This is a genomic window from Staphylococcus sp. T93, from assembly GCF_016743875.1.
GTDB lineage: Bacteria > Bacillota > Bacilli > Staphylococcales > Staphylococcaceae > Staphylococcus > Staphylococcus aureus.
In genome coordinates this window covers 1,377,158-1,398,336 of record NZ_CP068247.1, presented here as the reverse complement: position 1 = coordinate 1,398,336, position 21,179 = coordinate 1,377,158, and the positions used below count along the sequence as shown (strand labels likewise).

Here is a 21,179-nt window from a genome sequence, read left to right as displayed (position 1 = left end):
CGATAATGTGCAGGTTGGCGGGGCCCCAACATAGAGAAATTGGATCTACAATTTCTACAGGCAATGCAAGTTGGGGTACAACGATAAAGAAATATTTTTTCTTTATCACACTATGTCTCACTCACTTTCCAAAATACTAAAGTAACATCTTTAGTATATCAAAGAATTTTTGCTATAATAAGTTATAATTATATAAAAAAGGAACGGGATAAAATGATTGTAAAAACAGAAGAAGAATTACAAGCGTTAAAAGAAATTGGATACATATGCGCTAAAGTGCGCAATACAATGCAAGCTGCAACCAAACCAGGTATCACTACGAAAGAGCTTGATAATATTGCGAAAGAGTTATTTGAAGAATACGGTGCTATTTCTGCGCCAATTCATGATGAAAATTTTCCTGGTCAAACGTGTATTAGTGTCAATGAAGAGGTGGCACATGGGATTCCAAGTAAGCGTGTCATTCGTGAAGGAGATTTAGTAAATATTGATGTATCGGCTTTGAAGAATGGCTATTATGCAGATACAGGCATTTCATTTGTCGTTGGAGAATCAGATGATCCAATGAAACAAAAAGTATGTGACGTAGCAACGATGGCATTTGAGAATGCAATTGCAAAAGTAAAACCGGGTACTAAGTTAAGTAACATTGGTAAAGCGGTGCATAATACAGCTAGACAAAATGATTTGAAAGTCATTAAAAACTTAACAGGTCATGGTGTTGGTTTATCATTACATGAAGCACCAGCACATGTACTTAATTACTTTGATCCAAAAGACAAAACATTATTAACTGAAGGTATGGTATTAGCTATTGAACCGTTTATCTCATCAAATGCATCATTTGTTACAGAAGGTAAAAATGAATGGGCTTTTGAAACGAGCGATAAAAGTTTTGTTGCTCAAATTGAGCATACGGTTATCGTGACTAAGGATGGTCCGATTTTAACGACAAAGATTGAAGAAGAATAGTTCAACATATACTAAGACTAAAGTATGAACATCATTTAGTTCCGGAGCCTATTCATATTGGTTTCGGAACTGTTTTATAATAATTAAGAACACAATCAATGCGTCATTTCAAAAATATGTTGTAACAAAGTAGTTTTTAAGCAAACATATCATCGACATCAACGAAGATACATAGCGCATTTGGTATTTTAAAACTTATTATAAAAGGTGATAGTTATGAACTATGTTGAACGTTATATTGAACAGTTTTTGAGAGCAACAGTAAGAAATAATATCAAGCACTACCTTTTAATGCTAGATGAAAAAATGAAAAATTTAGATGATTATATGCGTTATTTAATTACTAAAAAAGAACAACTTAGCAAGTTAATTGACAGTCTAATGCTAACATTAGAAAATAAATATATTGATATTGCTGAAGCATTTCAAATTCAATGTGCAAGAGAAATCAATAATCAAGAAATTGAAAATATTAAATCAGAGTTGAATAAAGTTGAAGCATATTATGCACAAATTGAAACTCAAATTCAACAAACTTCAACTGAAAAAATAGCAACAGAAAAAACATCGTATCTAATAAATTATATGAACGCTGTGGCATAGAAAGGCGGCGAAACATGACACACAAATATATATCAACGCAAATGTTGATCATTTTTACTGCATTAATGATTATTGCCAATTTTTACTACATATTTTTTGAAAAAATTGGCTTTTTACTCGTTCTATTATTGGGATGTGTATTAGTTTATGTAGGATATCTTTATTTTCATAAAATACGTGGCCTTTTGGCGTTTTGGATAGGCGCGCTATTAATTGCATTCACATTATTGTCTAATAAGTATACAATCATCATCTTGTTCGTCTTTTTATTATTACTTATTGTGCGTTATTTAATACACAAGTTTAAACCAAAAAAAGTAGTTGCGACGGATGAGGTTATGACTTCACCATCTTTTATTAAACAAAAGTGGTTTGGTGAGCAACGTACACCAGTTTATGTATATAAGTGGGAAGATGTACAAATTCAACATGGAATTGGCGACCTACATATTGACTTAACAAAAGCTGCAAATATTAAGGAAAATAATACCATTGTTGTTAGACACATTTTAGGTAAAGTGCAGGTTATATTGCCGGTTAATTACAATATTAATTTACATGTAGCTGCTTTTTATGGAAGTACTTACGTGAATGAAAAATCATATAAAGTTGAAAATAACAATATTCATATTGAAGAAATGATGAAACCGGATAACTATACAGTTAATATCTACGTATCAACGTTTATCGGAGACGTAGAGGTGATTTATCGATGAACCACTACATTAGAACAATTGGTTCAATGCTCATCTTAGTATATAGCATGCTAGCTGCATTTCTGTTCATCGATAAAGTTTTTGTAAATATCATCTATTTTCAAGGTATGTTTTATACACAAATATTCGGAATACCAGTTTTTTTATTTTTAAATCTCATCATCATATTATTGTGTATTATTGTTGGTTCGGTACTCGCTTACAAAATCAATCAGCAAAATGATTGGATTAAGACGCAAATTGAGCGTTCAATGGAAGGCGAAACAGTTGGCATTAATGATCAAAATATAGAAATATATAGTGAAACGTTAGATTTATACCATACACTCGTACCTTTAAATCAAGAATTGCATAAGTTGCGACTTAAAACTCAAAACTTAACCAATGAAAATTATAATATTAATGATGTGAAAGTTAAAAAGATTATTGAAGATGAACGTCAAAGACTAGCACGAGAACTTCACGATTCTGTTAGTCAGCAACTTTTTGCGGCAAGTATGATGCTATCTGCTATCAAAGAAACGAAGTTAGAACCACCATTAGACCAACAAATTCCTATTTTAGAGAAAATGGTTCAAGATTCGCAGTTAGAAATGCGTGCTTTGCTGTTACATTTAAGACCGCTTGGTTTAAAAGACAAATCTTTAGGTGAGGGTATTAAAGATTTAGTTATTGATTTACAAAAAAAAGTGCCAATGAAAGTTGTGCATGAAATACAAGATTTTAAAGTGCCTAAAGGTATTGAAGATCATTTGTTCAGAATTACACAGGAAGCAATTTCGAATACATTGCGTCATTCAAACGGTACAAAAGTGACAGTAGAATTGTTTAATAAAGACGATTATTTATTGTTGAGAATTCAAGATAATGGTAAAGGTTTTAATGTTGATGAAAAATTAGAACAAAGTTATGGACTTAAAAATATGCGTGAAAGAGCTTTGGAAATTGGTGCAACGTTCCATATTGTATCATTGCCAGATTCAGGTACACGTATCGAGGTGAAAGCACCTTTAAATAAGGAGGATTCGTATGACGATTAAAGTATTGTTTGTGGATGATCATGAAATGGTACGTATAGGAATTTCAAGTTATCTATCAACGCAAAGTGATATTGAAGTAGTTGGTGAAGGCGCTTCTGGTAAAGAAGCAATTGCCAAAGCCCATGAGTTGAAGCCAGATTTAATTTTAATGGATTTACTTATGGATGACATGGATGGTGTAGAAGCGACGACTCAGATTAAAAAAGATTTACCGCAAATTAAAGTATTAATGTTAACTAGTTTTATTGAAGATAAAGAGGTATATCGTGCATTAGATGCAGGTGTCGATAGTTACATTTTAAAAACAACAAGTGCAAAAGATATCGCCGATGCAGTTCGTAAAACTTCTAGAGGAGAATCTGTTTTTGAACCGGAAGTTTTAGTGAAAATGCGTAACCGTATGAAAAAGCGCGCAGAGTTATATGAAATGCTTACAGAACGAGAAATGGAAATATTATTATTGATTGCGAAAGGTTACTCAAATCAAGAAATTGCTAGTGCATCGCATATTACTATTAAAACGGTTAAGACACATGTGAGTAACATTTTAAGTAAGTTAGAAGTGCAAGATAGAACACAAGCTGTTATCTATGCATTCCAACATAATTTAATTCAATAGTTCATATCGAATTAAGAAAAGTTACTTACGCCAATCACAATATAACATCAAATAGACACCAAAAAACAGAGGTTTTCGCAATAATCATTAGCGAAAACCTCTGTTTTGTTGGTGTTTAGTCTTTTTTAAGCTTATCAACGATTTTGTCTTTTATATTTTTATCATCTTCTGGATAGGTATCACTAGGATGTTCATCAACATGATACGTACGTTGATGTGTTGCATTACTATCTTCATCATATTCGTATCTAGTGTTCTCATTATAATGATTTTTATTATTGTCATCATGTTCTAATGCTGCTTCTTCAGGTGTTTTACCTTTAATTACACTACGCTGATGAATGATTGCATTGATTTCAGCACCGACAATTATAATAAAACTTGTGATATATAACCATAGTAACAAAATGATGATACCCGCGATACTGCCATATGTTTTAGAATAGTTACCAAAATTTGAAATATACCAACCAAAACCAAATGAACCAGCTAACCAAATAATTGAAGTAAATACTGCACCTGGTAATACTGACTTAAGCTTCGTTTTAACGTTAGGTGCAACCGAATATAACACGATAAATATGATAAATATAATAATGATTGGTAACACAATTCTAATAAGGTTAAAAATCCATTTCACTTGTTCGTCAAATCCAAGTGGACCGAATAGGAAATGACTAATTACAGAACCAAGCGTTGGTAATGCTAGAGCAACTACAAACACAACGCCCATAACTACAGTGAAGACAACACTTAGTAGTTTTAATACGATTCCATTACGGCTATCTTCTACATCGTAAGCAACATTGAAAGAATTCATAATTGCAGTCATTCCATTTGAAGCTGACCAAATTGCTAAAATCAAACCGATAGATAATAAGCCACCACTGGAGTTTTGAGTTATATCACCAATTACACTCTTAATTAGAGTAGATGTTTCAGCGGGTGCATTGCTTAACATATTAGTAATTTGACTCTGCTTAATATTGAAAAATGGTAATAATGTTAATAGGAAAAGCAACATAGGGAACATAGCAAGTACGAAATGGTAAGTCATTTGTGCTGCTAGTCCTGAGGCATCATCTTTTCCTATGCGATAGATGAGATATGATAAGAAATTAGAGTCTTTCTTATATTTTGCAGGTTTATTTAATCTTGATAAGAAGAAAACCTGATCATCTTTTTTAGGTTTCTTAGATTGGAATTGTTGAGGTTCAATATATGTACGATCAACATCAATTTTGGGATTACTTTTATTTTTCTTTTTTGACTCCTCTTGCGCTTCCTTAACAGAATTAAGGTATTTTGAAGAAGAGTGATCCTTTTTCGACATGTGCACTCCTTAACCTTTCTCTATGTAATGTTTTATAAAGTAACTATTAGTATTTATCCAATTATAAAAAAACTAAACAATGATATGCTTTAAAAATGATAATATTATAGAAATTAATTGATTTAAATCTTTCATAGGCTATTTTGATTTAAAATTAAAACAAAGGCAATACTGAAACAATGCAGTTTGGCCAATCATTGTATTATCATTTAATAATGATAACTATGAAAGGCGTACACCAAATTGTTAAGTATTGCCTTATAAAAACAAAATCATCTTAGCGTTGATTTTTTCTATTAACAAATGTTTCTTTCGCATCCTTTAATGAACGTTCTAATTCAGGATTATTACGACGAATTTCTTCAACAACATCTTTCCAGTATAAAACTTCGTCTTTAATCTTGCTGACTTTAGAAGGCTTACGAGTGCGGTTACCATTTTTTGCATCTTTAACTGATTGAACTAAAGCTTGACGTGTAGATTTATCAGCTAAACTAATTGCACCACCAATTACGGCACCAATTAAAATACCAGGAACAAATTTATTTTCCATAAAAAACTACCCCTCTTTCAAATTTGCATCTTTTACGATGTAGTCTATTAAATTATCACAAGATGATAATACCATGTCGTATACACCTTCAAAATTATTCGTGTAGTATGGATCTGGTACATCACTCTCTTCCATATTACTAAATTCTAACAGTTTGAACAATTGTCCCTTAAGATTAGGATTGATAGATTTAATATTATCAACGTTACTTTGATCCATAGCCACAATGTAATCAAAATCATCTGTCGCTTCGAATAATTCACTAATCATGCCATCAAATGGAATATTGTGTTTGTTGAGAATTTTTTGTGTACCTTCATGAGGTGGCTCTCCTAAATTCCAGCTACCAGTACCTCTTGAATGTACTTTAATATCATGAATATTTCTGTCTTTAAGTCTTTGTCGCATGATTGCTTCTGCCATTGGAGAACGACATATATTGCCAAGACAGACAAATGCTACATCTACCATTTTGATTCCTCCAAACTATGTAGTTATATCCCCATTTTATAGCGACTTTAAACAATAAGAAAGCAGATTATATAAAATTCTATTAAAGTTTATTAAATTGTGATACTTTGATAACATAACTATTATTAGAGGTGAACATTGTGGCTATGACAAATGAAGAGAAAGTATTAGCTATTAGAGAGAAGTTAAATATTGTTAATCAAGGATTATTAGATCCTGAAAAATATAAAAATGCAAATGAAGAAGAATTAACAGATATATATGATTTTGTTCAATCAAGAGAAAGATTGTCGCCAAGTGAAGTGACAGCTATTGCTGACGCTTTAGGACAATTGCGACACGAATAGGAGTGGGAATTTTGACTAATTACAAAGAAAAGTTACAACAATACGCTGAACTATTAGTTAAGGTTGGTATGAATGTTCAACCAAAACAGCCAGTATTTATTAGATCATCAGTAGAAACATTAGAATTAACGCATTTAATTGTAGAAGAAGCATATCATTGTGGCGCTTCAGATGTACGTGTTGTATATAGCGATCCAACCTTAAAACGCTTAAAATTTGAAAATGAATCTGTGGAACATTTTGCTAATCATGAGATAAAATCATATGATGTTGAAGCGAGAATGGATTACGTTAAACGTGGCGCTGCTAATTTAGCACTTATTAGTGAAGATCCTGATTTAATGGATGGTATCGATAGCCAAAAATTACAAGCATTTCAACAACAAAACGCACGCGCATTTAAAGGATATATGGAAAGTGTACAAAAAAATCAATTTCCATGGGTCGTAGCTGCTTTTCCATCTAAAGCTTGGGCGAAGAGAGTGTATCCTGAACTATCTGTAGAAGAAGCATATATTAAGTTTATTGACGAGGTATTCGATATTGTGCGAATTGATGGTAACGATCCAGTTGAAAATTGGCGTCAACACATCGCTAATTTAAGTGTTTACGCTCAAAAGTTACAACAAAAAAATTACCATGCGTTGCATTATGTATCTGAAGGTACTGATTTAACAGTAGGTTTAGCGAAAAATCATATCTGGGAAGATGCTACAAGTTATGTTAACGGCAAGGAACAAGCTTTTATTGCTAATATACCAACTGAAGAAGTATTTACAGCACCAGATCGAAATAGAGTAGATGGATATGTTACTAATAAATTGCCTTTAAGTTATAATGGCACAATTATCGATCAATTTAAATTGATGTTTAAAGATGGAGAGATTATTGATTTTTCAGCTGGAAAAGGTGAAGCGGTATTGAAAGATTTAATCAATACTGATGAAGGTTCAAGAAGATTAGGTGAAGTAGCATTAGTACCTGATGATTCACCGATATCAAATCGTAATACCATTTTTTACAATACTTTATTTGATGAAAATGCAGCATGTCATTTAGCGATTGGATCTGCTTACGCCTTTAATATTCAAGGTGGAACGGAAATGACTGTTGAGGAAAAGATTGCAAGCGGATTAAATGATTCAAATGTACATGTCGATTTCATGATTGGTAGTAGTGATTTGACTATTTATGGCATATTCGAAGATGGTTCAAAAGAACTAGTATTTGAAAATGGAAATTGGGCATCAACATTTTAATAAATGTTATTTTGAGGTGCTGAGTAGGAAATGAAACATGTATTTAAAGGTCAAATACGTGATTAAAGTATAGATTGGGAGATAAAATAATGACAAATCAGGACAGACCAATGAAATCTATGTCAGAATCAAAATGTTATAAAAATAGACAAGTTTTCCCTCAAGATACGAATCACCATCATACAATGTTTGGTGGTACATTGATGGCTAATATTGATGAAATTGCAGCAATCACAGCTATGAAACATGCTGGTGCGCAAGTAGTTACCGCATCTACAGACTCAGTAGATTTCTTAAAGCCGATTAAAACAGGGGACATATTACAATACGTAGCGATGGTTTCATACGCTGGGACTAGTTCAATGGAAGTGGTCGTTCAAATTAGAATTGACGATGTATTTAATAACAAGCATGATTTAGCTGCATTAAGTTACTTAACATTTGTTGCGTTAGATGATGAAGGCAAACCTAAACATGTACCTGGTGTATATCCAGAAGATGATGTTGAAAAATGGTTTTATGATACAGCACCACAACGTGTTGAACGAAGAAAAGCACGTCGCATTGAAAGTAAACAAACAATTGAATATTTAGCTCAAGTGCAACATATTAGAGACTAAAAATATAAAGACAGATTGTTAAGGATGAATTGAACTGTTATGTTCGAATATTCCACCTACAATCTGTCTTTTTGATTATGCACGTTTATGCTTTTAGTTAAAATTTACCCCTTTTATTATAGACTATTAGTCCTATTAAATGCCCTTTATTATTTAAGTAGAGTACTGCCAGCAATTAATTGTTTTTTATTTTATAATAGCATTAAAATATGCGGAGACTACTTATCGATAAAGTGCTTCTCCGCATAATTAAGAGTTTTTAAAATTGTATAATTTGTGGTTGTTTGTGCATATGACGCTCATTATCTTTAAAATCCATATTCGGATAGTACATATTTTTAACAAGAACATTTGGCCCTAAACAACTAAACTCGGAACAATGACAATTTAATGATTTAGCAAGATCAGAGGATAACCATTTATCAAATACATCTGTTAATTTATCTTTTTGTATATTCGAAATTGTACCTGTTTCATCTCCGAAATCAGTTACGATTACATTACCTGTAAATACATTGACATTTAAACGACTACGGCCATCCGGGTCATTTCTAGTCGTTACATTTTTAGCATTTCTTAAACGTGATAGTAACTTTTGATCTTCATCATCCTTTAAGCATGGAAACACAGGCAAAGTACCAAATAACATCCAAATATCTTCATCTCTGAAATCCAATATATCATGAATTGTCTTTTTCATTTCCGCTAGAGTTAACACATTTAATTGACTTGCAAAGTCAGCTGGATACATAGGGTGAATCTCGTGTCTGCTACATTTCATATCATGAACGACTTCTTGATGTATTTTTCGTAAATGTGGTAGCGTACTTTGATTGAGCATTGTTTCCGCAGATACAAACATTCCTTGTTCTGATAATGTACGTGCATTCGAAATCATTTGTTCATATAATTTTAACTTAGCTTTTAACGGTGGTTGCTTCTTCATTGCGCCAAAGCCAACATTTGCGAATTCATCAGTTGTTCCCCAGTTGTGTGAGATATGCATAACATCGATATATTCAGCAATATCTAAATAACGATCTTGAGGCAATGTTAGGTTTGAATTCATTTGTGTATATATACCTCGATGATGTGCATACTTTAATAGAGGTTTAACAACATTTCTAATAGACTTTTTAGAAAACATTGGTTCGCCACCTGTAATAGACATCGTTCGCAGATTTGGAATTTCATCAAGTCTACGATAAATTAAGTCCATATCTAAAGGCTCGGGGTCGACAGTTTGTAAAGTATAACCAACTGCACAGTGGCTACAACGCATATTACAAAGATTTGTAGTTGTAAATTCGATGTTACTTAAAGTTAATTGGCCATGTTCTTTAACATCGTTATATGCTTCCCATGGATCATTGTAAATGCTAACAGGTTGCTTCAATTTGACGCTATTCATCGTCTTAAACTTCCTTCTTTCTATTTGGTTCATATCGGTATGATACCACTTCGTATTATCACTCGTAACAAATTATCTCTTAATTTTAGTTAATTGAAAAGGGGATTTTTAAAAGTCAAAATAATTTGAATGTCATAAATATAGCTAAGATTATATCGCTTTAACGCAATTTCTGTTAGGATAATAATGAAAAAGAAAACAAAATAAAAGGAGTTAACTTTTTATGAATGAACAGCAAACAATCGAACAGATAAAAGCGCGTTTAAATAAGTTTATTGAGGATATCGATCATGTAAATCCTGATGAAGTACGTGTTGAAGATATAGATGAATGGATTGGATTGTTAGATCAGCTTGAAGAAAAGGTTAAATTAGTATCTAAGTAAATGCCACATAAGATGTGTTAGGGTTAGATATCGCGACAGTCGCTTAATATTTTTTATATCTTGTATGTTTAATCACTGATTTACTTGTCTATAGTAATTATATCAATGATATATAGAAAGGTGATTTTCAATGACTAAAAAAGTAGCAATTATTCTAGCAAACGAATTTGAAGATATAGAATATTCAAGCCCTAAAGAGGCATTAGAGAATGCAGGCTTTAATACTGTAGTGATTGGAGATACTGCAAATAGTGAAGTTGTTGGTAAACACGGTGAAAAAGTTACTGTCGATGTAGGCATTGCAGAAGCTAAACCAGAAGATTATGATGCATTATTAATTCCTGGAGGATTTTCACCAGATCATTTACGTGGAGATACAGAAGGTCGATATGGCACATTTGCTAAATACTTTACTAAAAATGATGTACCAACATTTGCCATTTGTCATGGGCCACAAATACTAATAGATACAGACGATTTAAAAGGTCGTACGTTAACAGCAGTATTAAATGTACGCAAAGATTTATCAAATGCAGGCGCACATGTAGTTGATGAGTCAGTAGTTGTAGACAACAATATTGTAACAAGTCGAGTACCAGACGATTTAGATGATTTTAATCGAGAAATCGTTAAACAATTACAATAGAAGTATTGTGGTTATCGATTGTTAAAATTTATATATTTTCGTTTGAAATGAAATATGGATTTTAGTTTTAATAAATGAATAACAAATAAAAGGTCGTCTCTATTGGCATTTAATAGGGATGGTCTTTTATTTTTATAAAATATAACAATATTTGACATGATTAATATTTAAAATTGCAATGATTTATCTATAATTTTTTCAAAAAACAAAAAAGTAAGTATGATGGCGTATACGATTGTAAGCCCTTGGACTGATTTTCCCAAAAAGTGTAGCCTATTTGTGATAGTACTGGTAAACTCAAGGTATATACTAAGTGAGTTTTAAAAGAAGGAGCAAACGCATGAAAAGAAGCGATAGGTACTCAAACTCAAATGAACATTTTGAGCATATGAAACACGAACCTCACTATAATACGTATTATCAACCAGTTGGCAAACCGCCGAAAAAGAAAAAAAGTAAACGAATACTATTAAAAATATTATTAACCATTCTAATCATTATCGCATTGTTTATTGGTATCATGTATTTTTTATCTACACGCGATAATGTGGATGAACTAAGAAAAATTGAAAATAAAAGTAGTTTTGTGTCAGCTGATAACATGCCAGAGTATGTTAAAGGTGCCTTTATTTCAATGGAAGATGAACGATTCTACAATCATCATGGATTCGATTTGAAAGGTACAACTAGAGCTTTATTTTCAACGATTAGCGACAGAGATGTGCAAGGTGGTAGTACCATTACACAACAAGTTGTCAAAAATTATTTTTATGATAATGATCGTTCATTTACTAGAAAAGTAAAAGAATTATTTGTAGCTCATCGAGTTGAAAAACAATATAATAAGAACGAAATTTTAAGCTTTTATTTAAATAATATTTACTTTGGGGATAATCAATATACGCTTGAGGGCGCAGCAAACCATTACTTTGGAACAACCGTGAATAAAAATAGTACAACAATGTCTCACATAACAGTTTTACAAAGCGCTATTTTAGCTAGTAAAGTCAATGCACCTAGCGTATATAATATCAATAATATGTCAGAGAATTTTACGCAACGTGTAAGCACGAACTTAGAAAAAATGAAGCAACAAAATTATATCAATGAAACACAATATCAACAGGCTATGTCACAATTAAATCGTTAAATACTTGCATTCATGTGTAAGATGCTTGGAACTATAATGTAGAAGGTTTAATTGAAATGTCATAATGATAAAGTTGAATTGTTTCTGCTTTATAAATTTTACAGATTTGCTTGTAATCACACTTTCATTTTAAAAGATGATAGTGTGATTTTTTGTTAGCATCGAAAAATATTTAAAGTTAAACATTTGCTATAGGAAGTGGCTTATTGAATAATAAAAGAGTATTGTATTAAAACTTAAGAAAGTAACGGGGTGATCCAGTGCCGAAGATTACTAAAATAGAAGTTCAAAAGAAAAACAAAGAACGGTTTAATCTTTTTTTAGACGAACAATTTGAAATGGGTATAGATATTGATACATTAGTCAAATTTAATTTAAAAAAAGGGCAACAACTTGAAGCTGCTGACATGGCAGAGATTCAAAAGTATGATCATTATCGCATAGGTTTAAATAAAGCAATCCAATATTTATCATATAAAAAGAGAACTGAAAAAGAAGTTATACAATATTTACAAAAAGAAGAGATATCAGAGCAAGCGATTTCTGAAGTGATTGAATATTGTTATCGCGAAAAGTTAATCGACCATCAAGATTATGCGGAAAGTTTAAAAAATACAATGATTCGCACGACAGATAAAGGACCTAAAATTTATCAACAAAAACTATATCAACTTGGTATAGAACCAAATATCATTGAAATATTTACAGAACTTTATAGAGAACAACAGGAACTTGATGATATTATCCAAATTGCTGAAAAAATATCTAAAACAAAAAAAGGGCCACAAAATAAAGTTAAAGAAAAAGTAATGCAATCTTTAATTCAAAAAGGGTTTGAAATGGAAACCATTCATGCTGTATTGAATGAAATGGATTTTACACAAGATGAAGCGGTTTTAGACGATTTATTACAACGAGATTTAGAAAAAATTTATAATAAAAATCGAAAGAAGTACACGCAACAGAAATTAATTTCAAAAACTATCGAAGGCCTTATGAGAAAAGGATATAAATATGATAAAATTAAAGCTAAATTAGAAGAAAGTGGTATTGCCGATGGAACAGAAGAAATTGAGTGAGATGTCTGAGCCAGAATTAAGACACGAAATACAACTTTATAAAGAGAAAATGAGAAAAGCTGAGATGAATGGTATTTTAAATGAATATGACGTTTATCAAAGTAAAGTAATTGTTGCCGAAAGTTACTTAGTAGACAGAAAAAAGATAGAAATTGGTAAAATTTATAAACTGACTGATGGCAGTAATCAATATTTTAAAGTAGAAAGATTAAAAGGTATTTTTGCGTGGGGGTTTAGATTTAATAGCGATGAACCCGAAGAAGGATTACCTATAGCGTTATTACAATTATAGAAGGATGAAAATAGATGGGAAGTTCAATTGTTTTAAAGTTACTAAAAGTAACACACTACTATAGGAATAAACAGAATAAGAAATGGTATTTACCTTTTGGATATGATGCTGAAGATATCGATTTAAACAATATTAGTTTACATATTTATCAAGGAGAAGCATTAGGTATAATTGGTGAACCTGAATCTTCCAAAGCGTTGGTAGGTCAATTGTTGGCAGGTGCAATTAAACCTGATAAAGGTAAAGTAGTTTGTACTGAAGATTTGTTCTACGGATATATTGAAGATCAATCGTTAATTCATCAAACTGTTGAAGCTTATACAGCGCAGTTAGTTCAACTATTTCCATATGAAATTAATGATCATAAAGCTGAACAGATTATTCAATATGCACATTTAGGTGATTATAAAACGAAGCCGGTTAACCATATTTCGAAAGCGGCATACGCTCAATTACTATTAAGTATTGCACGCTCATCAAAATCAAATATTATTATTTTAAATCATGTTATTGACTATTTAACACCACAATTTATGGAACGTGCGATTGAATTAACAAATGATTATATTGAAAATAATTTAACGATTGTGTCAATTGGTGATGATATTGATAAAATTTCACAAGTGAGTAACTACATAGCTTGGTTTTCACATGGTCAATTAAGAATGGAAGGGTCACTTAAACAAGTTATTCCATCTTTTAAAGAACATGAACGTGATCGATTAAGTCTAAACTCAAAAGAAGAAATTGAAAACTTTGATTTAGATTGGAAAAAGAATCGTACAAGAATACCAGAGATGACCTATAATTTCAAACGTGTTGAGCGCTATAATCATGCAAAACCGCCTAAGTTTTTAGTGCGTTTTTGGACTTTAGCCTCAGGTACTATTTTAGGCTTAGCATTGATGATGTTGCTCATTTTCAATAATATAGGAATTATTTCGATAACAGATTTTACGAATCGTGCTACGATGCAAAATGAAAATAAAGATCCATATGGCGAAAAGTTAGCTTATGGAATTGCTTTTAATGGCAGTGTGGATATGCAAGGGGATAAACAAGTCACAATTCCAAAATATAGTGTAGTTACAATTACTGGCGAAAATAGTAAAAATTATCGTGTTACCGCCGATAATAAGACTTACTATGTTAGTAAAGATAAATTAGAATATTTTAACCCGGCAGGTTTATATCAAACGCATAGTTTTAAAAAATTAGCACCATATATGAAATCAAATTATAGTAATTACTATGCATACTTTAATAGTCAATTACATAAAAAGCATAGTTCAGTTATAAAAACTTTAGTTCCTGATGATGATAACCGTTTCGTTGCATCCGTTACACAACAACCGATACAATTACTTTTCAATGATAATAATCAGTTATACGGTTTTGTTTATCCAATTGTAGATAAAAAAGAATTAAAAGATAAGTTTAATATTAACAATAACATTTGGATTACTAAAGTTGGGAATGGATATTGTATTGCCAATTTGAAAGAAGACAAATGGATTTATATTGAATTGTAGGTGTAAAGATGCTAGATAATATTATTTTATATTTTAAAAACTTACCGCATACTAAAAGGTATGTAACAGAACGTTTAAAACAAAGTTGGAAAAGTTTTCTAATCGTATTAGCTGCATGTTTAATACTTATTATTGCAAGTGAAACGCTATTTTCCTTTAGTCATTTGACCGATGTTAAAGAGGTGAGATGGTTATTTAGAATCATTGTATTGATTGTTTTTGCGGTAGTGATGTTCACAATTTATATCTCTTATCATCATTATATGAATGACTTTTTAGTTACTAAGTTATTTAATATTTCCGCAGCGACGCCAGTAGTTATTATGTCTATTTTAAGTTTTATTATGCTAGTCATTTTGACGATGATTAGTGCATTGGTTAAACCAGTAAACTTCGAAACATCATATATAGCGCTATTCTATTTTATTGTGATGGCAACTATTTTTGTAGGATTAATATCCGTTACTTTTGGTCTTATTCGACTGTTAACTGAAAAAATAAATATCATATTTTATGGGGTTTGTGTATTGTGTTTCTTATTGTTACCAATTATTTTCATACCAAATCCAAATCATGTATTTATCAATCACATCCTAATGCTAAATCCAATGTATTACATTGTTAATGGTATAGCACAATCTATCATATTTGGTATATCAAGTATGGAAAACATTCCATATCATTTTTACTTTATTTTATTCTTATGTTTAATAGCTGCAGTAAATTTCGTATTAGCAAGGTATACGACACACGCAATTTATAATAAAACATCTAAAGTGACACAAACTGATAATCAACAGGATGTTTCAAATGATAGTACAGACGAGGCGGATACTTCTTCATGATGTTTAGCTGACCTGTTGTGTAAATTAATCTGTGAGAATCAGAAACAATTAGAATATCATCTAGATATTGTTTTCCTATACTGATTTTGATATTTCGAGTCATTAAAGGTAGTTTGTTAGCAACAATATAAATTTTAGATTTTGTAAAAGCATTCATAGTTTTACATTAAAAAACCGGACAGAGTAAAAATCGTTTTGATTTTCATTCTGCCCGGTTGTTCATTTTTTATAGATTAACTTTAGTGAATAATAACTTGAAATTATTTAGCATACAGTTTACGTTGTAACTTATCTTCTGTAAATACCCAGCCAATATAAGAGTGGTCTATGACATTATCGTTTGTTACATGTGCAATTGCCACAAATGAATAATGATCATTTTTTAAATAACGCAAATCAATCAAACGAATTTCAGTAGAACCATCTGCTAACGTTGTTGTTTGCCAACGATAGATTGATGAAAAGTTTAAAAAAGTACGTATATCTTTATTACCTTTGACTTTCCATAAAATGGAGTCTGTTGATAATGTTTGACGTTCCACTTTATCACTAAACACCACATTCCTACCATATGCTTTTCCAACATAGTCATGTGCATCAGTTTGTATCGCGACACGCCATTCCATAAATTTTATTGTTGGCGCAACAAATACTTTAACAGGGTGATGCTCTTGTTGAATTGCTTTTAAAGCTTGTTGCTTAATTACGGCTCTCATTTTAAAACGAATCATGTAATAAATGATTAGTAAAGCGATTATAGGAAAGAAGACTGCAAATGGATGCAAGCCTATAACCCATAATACAATACCAATACAAAGAACTGTGAAAATAATAGGGTCAAATGTGTTAATCACACTTAATTGAATCCATTTGTTTGTGATAGGTCTAAGCGCTTGTGTACCATAAGAATTGAATATATCTACAAAGACATGTAAAAATACTGCGAGCTGAGCCCACATCCATACATGAAATGGGTTGGTTCCACTAAAGAACGTGAATATTAAAAATGTAATTAAAATTGGCCATAGTATTGTGAAAGGGATGGAATGCGTGATACCTCTATGATGCGAAATATATGTTGCATTGTCCTTTAATTTAAGAACAGTATCCCCATCAGGAATTAATGAACCAACGATAAGGGTTGTAGCTGTTGCACCAAACGTAGAAGCCATTGCTGGATCTTGAGTTGCAAGTGCTGTAAGGCCCACCCCAATTGCGATATGTGTTGCAGTGTCCATATCAGTTCACTCATTTCATAATATTATATATACTATTATAATCCAATTTCGCAAATAACTAAATTAACTTACATACTAACCATGATTTTAATGTACAATAAAAACATTATGAGTAAAGACAATTAATTTTGGTGAGGAAAGGGTTTTATAAATGTATCAGCAGTCTAGTTTTAAAGAAAATTTGATACACTGGTTTGATGAAAATCAAAGAGAAATGCCATGGCGACAAACGACCAATCCGTACTATATTTGGTTAAGTGAGGTCATGTTACAACAGACACAAGTTAAAACAGTTATTGACTATTATCATCGTTTTGTTGAACGATTTCCAACTGTGGAAGTTTTGAGTCAAGCTTCGGAAGATGAAGTGTTAAAGTATTGGGAAGGCTTAGGATATTATAGTAGAGCTCGAAATTTTCATACGGCGATTAAAGAAGTTCATGATAAATATGAAGGCTTAGTTCCCAAAGATCCTGATCAATTTAAAGCGTTAAAAGGTGTTGGCCCATACACACAAGCTGCAGTAATGAGCATTGCATATAATGTACCACTAGCAACTGTAGACGGAAATGTTTTTCGAGTATGGTCTAGATTGAATGATGACTATCGAGATATTAAATTACAATCGACGAGGAAATCGTACGAACAAGAATTATTACCGTATGTTACTACAGAAGCTGGAACGTTTAATCAAGCTATGATGGAATTAGGGGCGTTAATTTGTACACCAAAAAATCCATTATGCTTATTTTGTCCAGTTCAAGAAAACTGTGAGGCATTTGATAAAGGTACATTTGAAAAGTTACCTGTTAAATCTAAAAATGTAAGTAAAAAAGTAATTGAGCAATCCGTCTTTTTAATTAGAAATAATCAAGGTCAATATCTGTTGCAAAAGCGTAGCGAAAAATTATTGCATGGTATGTGGCAATTTCCTATGTTTGAAAGTGAGCATGCTAGACGTAAAATGACTGAAAAAATCGGTCATGACATTCAACCAGTAGAAACACCTATTTTTGAGTTGAAGCATCAATTTACTCATTTAACATGGAAGATTAAAGTATACGCCGTTTCAGGAGCAATTAACATTGAAACATTACCAGATGACATGATTTGGTTTGATTTAAGTGATCGAGATCAATATACATTCCCTGTACCTATGTCAAAGATTTATCAATTTATAAATGGGTAACATTCGATGATTGGTAATATTATCGGAAAACATAGTGACATTAATTTTAAAAAGTATAAATGATATCTTTAAATCTCATAGAATAACAATGTCAAAAAGTTAAAGTGTTGATATATAAAAGTGATGATTTTATATACTTTAAATGGGACATGTAAATCTCTGTTGTAGTACTTAGCAATATTACCGAGTTTAATTATTAAGTAGTAAAATCTTATTTCGTAAAAATATGTATTTATATAATACTATTTCTGAAATATGCTATAATTTATAATGGTTAAATTAACAGAAGGTGGTGTGGAGTATGGTCAGAGAATCCATACCTAAAGAAGGGGAAAACATTAAAATTCAGAGTTATAAACATGATGGTAAGATTCATCGCGTTTGGTCTGAAACAACAATATTAAAGGGTACTGATCATGTTGTCATTGGTGGAAATGATCATACGTTAGTGACTGAAAGTGACGGAAGAACTTGGATAACACGTGAACCGGCAATTGTTTACTTTCACTCAGAATATTGGTTTAATGTTATCTGCATGTTTAGAGAAGATGGAATTTATTACTATTGCAATTTGTCATCACCATTTGTTTGTGATGAAGAGGCATTAAAATATATAGACTATGATTTAGATATTAAAGTATATCCAAACGGAAAGTATCATTTATTAGATGAAGATGAATATGAGCAACATATGAATCAAATGAATTATCCGCATGATATTGATATTATTTTAAGACGCAACGTGGACATTCTTCAACAATGGATAGAACAGAAGAAGGGCCCATTCGCGCCAGATTTTATCAAAGTTTGGAAAGAACGTTACAAAAAAATTAGACAGTATTAAGCAAATAAAGTGTAAATACTGATTAAATCATTTATATTGACTTAGTGATGTAAAGAAGTATGATAACTTTTGCTGTCGTGTGGGGACACAGTATCCATAGATTAAATTGAATAGAATATAACATACGAATAAGACAACGTATTTAATCACATGAATATGACAGAGGTTGAGATATCTTAATTTTAAAAATGTAAATTGTAAGAAGAATTTACATCTACAAATTATGTATCCAACCTCTATTCATTTTTATGCTTATGAATAGGATAGGGCAATAGATTAGGGGGGATTGTATGATTAAACGATATTTGCAATTTGTTAAGCCATACAAATATCGTATTTTTGCAACGATTATTGTTGGGATAATTAAGTTTGGTATACCAATGCTTATACCACTATTAATTAAATATGCAATAGATGGCGTGATTAATAACCACGCACTAACGACTGATGAAAAAGTTCATCATTTAACTATTGCCATTGGTATCGCATTATTTATTTTTGTAATAGTGAGACCACCAATTGAATTTATACGTCAATATTTGGCGCAATGGACAAGTAATAAAATATTGTATGATATACGTAAAAAGTTATACAACCATTTACAAGCTTTAAGTGCGAGATTTTATGCTAATAATCAAGTAGGTCAAGTAATATCTAGAGTGATTAATGATGTTGAACAAACAAAAGATTTCATTTTAACCGGGTTAATGAATATTTGGTTAGATTGTATAACAATTATTATTGCACTATCCATAATGTTCTTTTTAGATGTGAAATTGACTTTAGCAGCACTGTTTATCTTCCCATTTTACATTTTAACGGTGTACGTTTTCTTTGGAAGATTAAGAAAATTGACACGTGAAAGATCTCAAGCATTAGCTGAGGTTCAAGGATTCTTGCATGAACGTGTTCAAGGTATTTCAGTCGTTAAAAGTTTTGCGATTGAAGACAATGAAGCGAAAAACTTTGATAAAAAGAATACTAATTTCCTAACACGTGCGTTGAAACATACAAGATGGAATGCCTATTCCTTTGCCGCAATTAATACAGTTACAGATATTGGACCAATTATTGTCATCGGTGTTGGTGCATATCTTGCTATTTCTGGATCAATCACAGTAGGTACACTTGCAGCATTTGTTGGATACTTAGAGTTATTGTTCGGGCCTTTACGTCGTTTAGTCGCATCATTTACAACTTTAACGCAAAGTTTTGCTTCAATGGACCGTGTATTCCAATTAATTGATGAAGATTATGACATCAAAAATGGTGTTGGTGCTCAACCTATTGAAATTAAACAAGGTCGTATTGATATTGATCATGTTAGTTTTCAATATAACGATAACGAAGCTCCAATTTTAAAAGATATTAATTTGAGTATTGAAAAAGGAGAAACAGTTGCTTTCGTAGGTATGAGTGGTGGTGGTAAATCAACATTAATTAACTTAATACCGAGATTTTACGATGTAACTTCTGGGCAAATTTTAATAGATGGTCACAACATTAAAGATTTTTTAACGGGAAGTTTAAGAAATCAAATAGGATTGGTGCAACAGGATAATATTTTATTCTCTGATACAGTTAAGGAAAATATTTTACTTGGTCGTCCAACAGCAACAGATGAAGAAGTAGTTGAAGCGGCGAAAATGGCTAATGCACATGACTTTATTATGAACTTGCCACAGGGATATGACACTGAAGTAGGTGAACGAGGTGTTAAATTATCAGGTGGTCAAAAACAAAGATTATCGATTGCTAGAATATTTTTAAATAATCCGCCAATTCTTATCTTGGATGAAGCAACAAGTGCACTTGATTTAGAAAGTGAATCCATTATTCAAGAAGCATTAGATGTGTTGAGTAAAGATCGAACGACACTTATCGTAGCGCATCGCTTGTCCACTATTACACATGCTGACAAAATTGTCGTAATTGAAAATGGACATATTGTTGAAACAGGTACGCATCGTGAATTGATTGCAAAACAAGGTGCTTACGAGCATTTATATAGCATTCAAAACTTATAAAGTATTAG

Annotated in this window: 23 protein-coding genes; 18 read left to right on the top strand and 5 right to left on the bottom strand. The window is 31.5% G+C overall.

The features are described 5' to 3' along the window. Positions 1-213 precede the first annotated feature (213 nt). The 5 genes from map to vraR all read left to right on the top strand — a co-directional run bounded on the left by map (position 214) and on the right by vraR (position 3,950). Positions 214-972: a type I methionyl aminopeptidase gene (gene map, locus JG553_RS06870; protein WP_000636142.1), complete on the top strand. Its 759-nt coding sequence runs from the start codon at positions 214-216 to the stop codon at positions 970-972. 216 nt (positions 973-1,188) lie between these two features. Next, positions 1,189-1,575 (top strand): hypothetical protein, encoded by a 387-nt coding sequence (locus JG553_RS06865; protein WP_001110179.1) that lies wholly within the window; start codon positions 1,189-1,191, stop codon positions 1,573-1,575. 14 nt (positions 1,576-1,589) lie between these two features. Further along, positions 1,590-2,291: a cell wall-active antibiotics response protein VraT gene (gene vraT, locus JG553_RS06860; protein ID WP_000149064.1), complete on the top strand. Its 702-nt coding sequence runs from the start codon at positions 1,590-1,592 to the stop codon at positions 2,289-2,291. Beyond that, positions 2,288-3,331 (top strand): sensor histidine kinase VraS, encoded by a 1,044-nt coding sequence (gene vraS / locus JG553_RS06855; RefSeq protein WP_001017131.1) that lies wholly within the window; start codon positions 2,288-2,290, stop codon positions 3,329-3,331. Before vraT ends, vraS begins: the two co-directional genes overlap by 4 nt. Continuing rightward, positions 3,321-3,950 carry a response regulator transcription factor VraR gene (vraR, locus tag JG553_RS06850; RefSeq protein ID WP_000153530.1) on the top strand — a complete coding sequence of 210 codons (630 nt, stop codon included), beginning with the start codon at positions 3,321-3,323 and terminating at the stop codon, positions 3,948-3,950. Before vraS ends, vraR begins: the two co-directional genes overlap by 11 nt. A gap of 115 nt (positions 3,951-4,065) precedes the next feature. Here vraR and JG553_RS06845 read toward each other — a convergent pair whose 3' ends face one another. From JG553_RS06845 to JG553_RS06835, 3 genes are all read right to left on the bottom strand, one after another. After that, positions 4,066-5,283, bottom strand: a complete 1,218-nt coding sequence (locus JG553_RS06845) for a YihY/virulence factor BrkB family protein (protein ID WP_000037075.1) — start codon at positions 5,281-5,283, stop codon at positions 4,066-4,068. Positions 5,284-5,560: 277 nt separating this feature from the next. After that, the gene (locus tag JG553_RS06840; protein ID WP_000428172.1) at positions 5,561-5,836 is read right to left on the bottom strand and encodes a YtxH domain-containing protein; all 276 of its coding nucleotides are present in this window, start codon (positions 5,834-5,836) and stop codon (positions 5,561-5,563) included. A gap of 6 nt (positions 5,837-5,842) precedes the next feature. After that, the gene (locus tag JG553_RS06835; protein WP_000228666.1) at positions 5,843-6,307 is read right to left on the bottom strand and encodes a low molecular weight protein-tyrosine-phosphatase; all 465 of its coding nucleotides are present in this window, start codon (positions 6,305-6,307) and stop codon (positions 5,843-5,845) included. A gap of 146 nt (positions 6,308-6,453) precedes the next feature. On the opposite strand from JG553_RS06835, the gene JG553_RS06830 reads away from it, so the two are divergent. The 3 genes from JG553_RS06830 (at position 6,454) to JG553_RS06820 (ending at position 8,533) form a co-directional block, all read left to right on the top strand. Next, positions 6,454-6,654 carry a DUF1128 family protein gene (locus tag JG553_RS06830; protein WP_000180461.1) on the top strand — a complete coding sequence of 67 codons (201 nt, stop codon included), beginning with the start codon at positions 6,454-6,456 and terminating at the stop codon, positions 6,652-6,654. 2 nt (positions 6,655-6,656) lie between these two features. After that, complete coding sequence (locus JG553_RS06825) at positions 6,657-7,913, top strand: aminopeptidase (protein WP_001795438.1); 1,257 nt, start codon at positions 6,657-6,659, stop codon at positions 7,911-7,913. Positions 7,914-8,002: 89 nt separating this feature from the next. Beyond that, on the top strand, positions 8,003-8,533 hold the full coding sequence (locus tag JG553_RS06820; RefSeq protein WP_000184383.1) for an acyl-CoA thioesterase: 531 nt from the start codon (positions 8,003-8,005) through the stop codon (positions 8,531-8,533). A gap of 259 nt (positions 8,534-8,792) precedes the next feature. Here JG553_RS06820 and yfkAB read toward each other — a convergent pair whose 3' ends face one another. Beyond that, a complete protein-coding gene (yfkAB, locus tag JG553_RS06815; RefSeq protein WP_001089613.1) occupies positions 8,793-9,944 on the bottom strand; it encodes a radical SAM/CxCxxxxC motif protein YfkAB in 1,152 nt (383 codons plus the stop codon). A gap of 223 nt (positions 9,945-10,167) precedes the next feature. On the opposite strand from yfkAB, the gene JG553_RS06810 reads away from it, so the two are divergent. The 7 genes from JG553_RS06810 to JG553_RS06780 all read left to right on the top strand — a co-directional run bounded on the left by JG553_RS06810 (position 10,168) and on the right by JG553_RS06780 (position 15,873). Further along, positions 10,168-10,329 carry an SE1561 family protein gene (locus JG553_RS06810; protein ID WP_001005407.1) on the top strand — a complete coding sequence of 54 codons (162 nt, stop codon included), beginning with the start codon at positions 10,168-10,170 and terminating at the stop codon, positions 10,327-10,329. Between the two features lie 130 nt (positions 10,330-10,459). After that, complete coding sequence (locus tag JG553_RS06805; RefSeq protein WP_000163283.1) at positions 10,460-10,975, top strand: type 1 glutamine amidotransferase domain-containing protein; 516 nt, start codon at positions 10,460-10,462, stop codon at positions 10,973-10,975. Positions 10,976-11,315: 340 nt separating this feature from the next. Continuing rightward, positions 11,316-12,125 carry a monofunctional peptidoglycan glycosyltransferase SgtB gene (gene sgtB, locus JG553_RS06800; protein ID WP_000830380.1) on the top strand — a complete coding sequence of 270 codons (810 nt, stop codon included), beginning with the start codon at positions 11,316-11,318 and terminating at the stop codon, positions 12,123-12,125. Positions 12,126-12,385: 260 nt separating this feature from the next. Next, positions 12,386-13,204, top strand: a complete 819-nt coding sequence (recX, locus tag JG553_RS06795; RefSeq protein ID WP_001124419.1) for a recombination regulator RecX — start codon at positions 12,386-12,388, stop codon at positions 13,202-13,204. Continuing rightward, a complete protein-coding gene (locus tag JG553_RS06790; RefSeq protein ID WP_000435806.1) occupies positions 13,182-13,496 on the top strand; it encodes a YfhH family protein in 315 nt (104 codons plus the stop codon). Before recX ends, JG553_RS06790 begins: the two co-directional genes overlap by 23 nt. Positions 13,497-13,510: 14 nt before the next feature. Then, positions 13,511-15,028, top strand: coding sequence for an ABC transporter ATP-binding protein (locus JG553_RS06785; RefSeq protein ID WP_000535834.1), 1,518 nt, complete (start codon positions 13,511-13,513; stop codon positions 15,026-15,028). 8 nt (positions 15,029-15,036) lie between these two features. Beyond that, positions 15,037-15,873 carry a membrane protein gene (locus JG553_RS06780; RefSeq protein WP_000886468.1) on the top strand — a complete coding sequence of 279 codons (837 nt, stop codon included), beginning with the start codon at positions 15,037-15,039 and terminating at the stop codon, positions 15,871-15,873. 260 nt (positions 15,874-16,133) lie between these two features. On the opposite strand, the gene JG553_RS06775 is transcribed toward JG553_RS06780, so the two are convergent. Further along, positions 16,134-17,111, bottom strand: coding sequence for a metal-dependent hydrolase (locus JG553_RS06775; protein WP_000379098.1), 978 nt, complete (start codon positions 17,109-17,111; stop codon positions 16,134-16,136). 151 nt (positions 17,112-17,262) lie between these two features. On the opposite strand from JG553_RS06775, the gene mutY reads away from it, so the two are divergent. The 3 genes from mutY (at position 17,263) to JG553_RS06760 (ending at position 21,171) form a co-directional block, all read left to right on the top strand. Further along, entirely contained in the window at positions 17,263-18,300 is a 1,038-nt protein-coding gene (gene mutY / locus JG553_RS06770) for an A/G-specific adenine glycosylase (RefSeq protein WP_000284752.1), read from the top strand. Between the two features lie 301 nt (positions 18,301-18,601). Beyond that, positions 18,602-19,144 carry a nucleoside tri-diphosphate phosphatase gene (ntdP, locus tag JG553_RS06765; RefSeq protein WP_000251253.1) on the top strand — a complete coding sequence of 181 codons (543 nt, stop codon included), beginning with the start codon at positions 18,602-18,604 and terminating at the stop codon, positions 19,142-19,144. A gap of 290 nt (positions 19,145-19,434) precedes the next feature. Beyond that, positions 19,435-21,171, top strand: a complete 1,737-nt coding sequence (locus JG553_RS06760) for an SAV1866 family putative multidrug efflux ABC transporter (protein ID WP_000597238.1) — start codon at positions 19,435-19,437, stop codon at positions 21,169-21,171. The last annotated feature ends 8 nt before the right edge of the window (positions 21,172-21,179 follow it).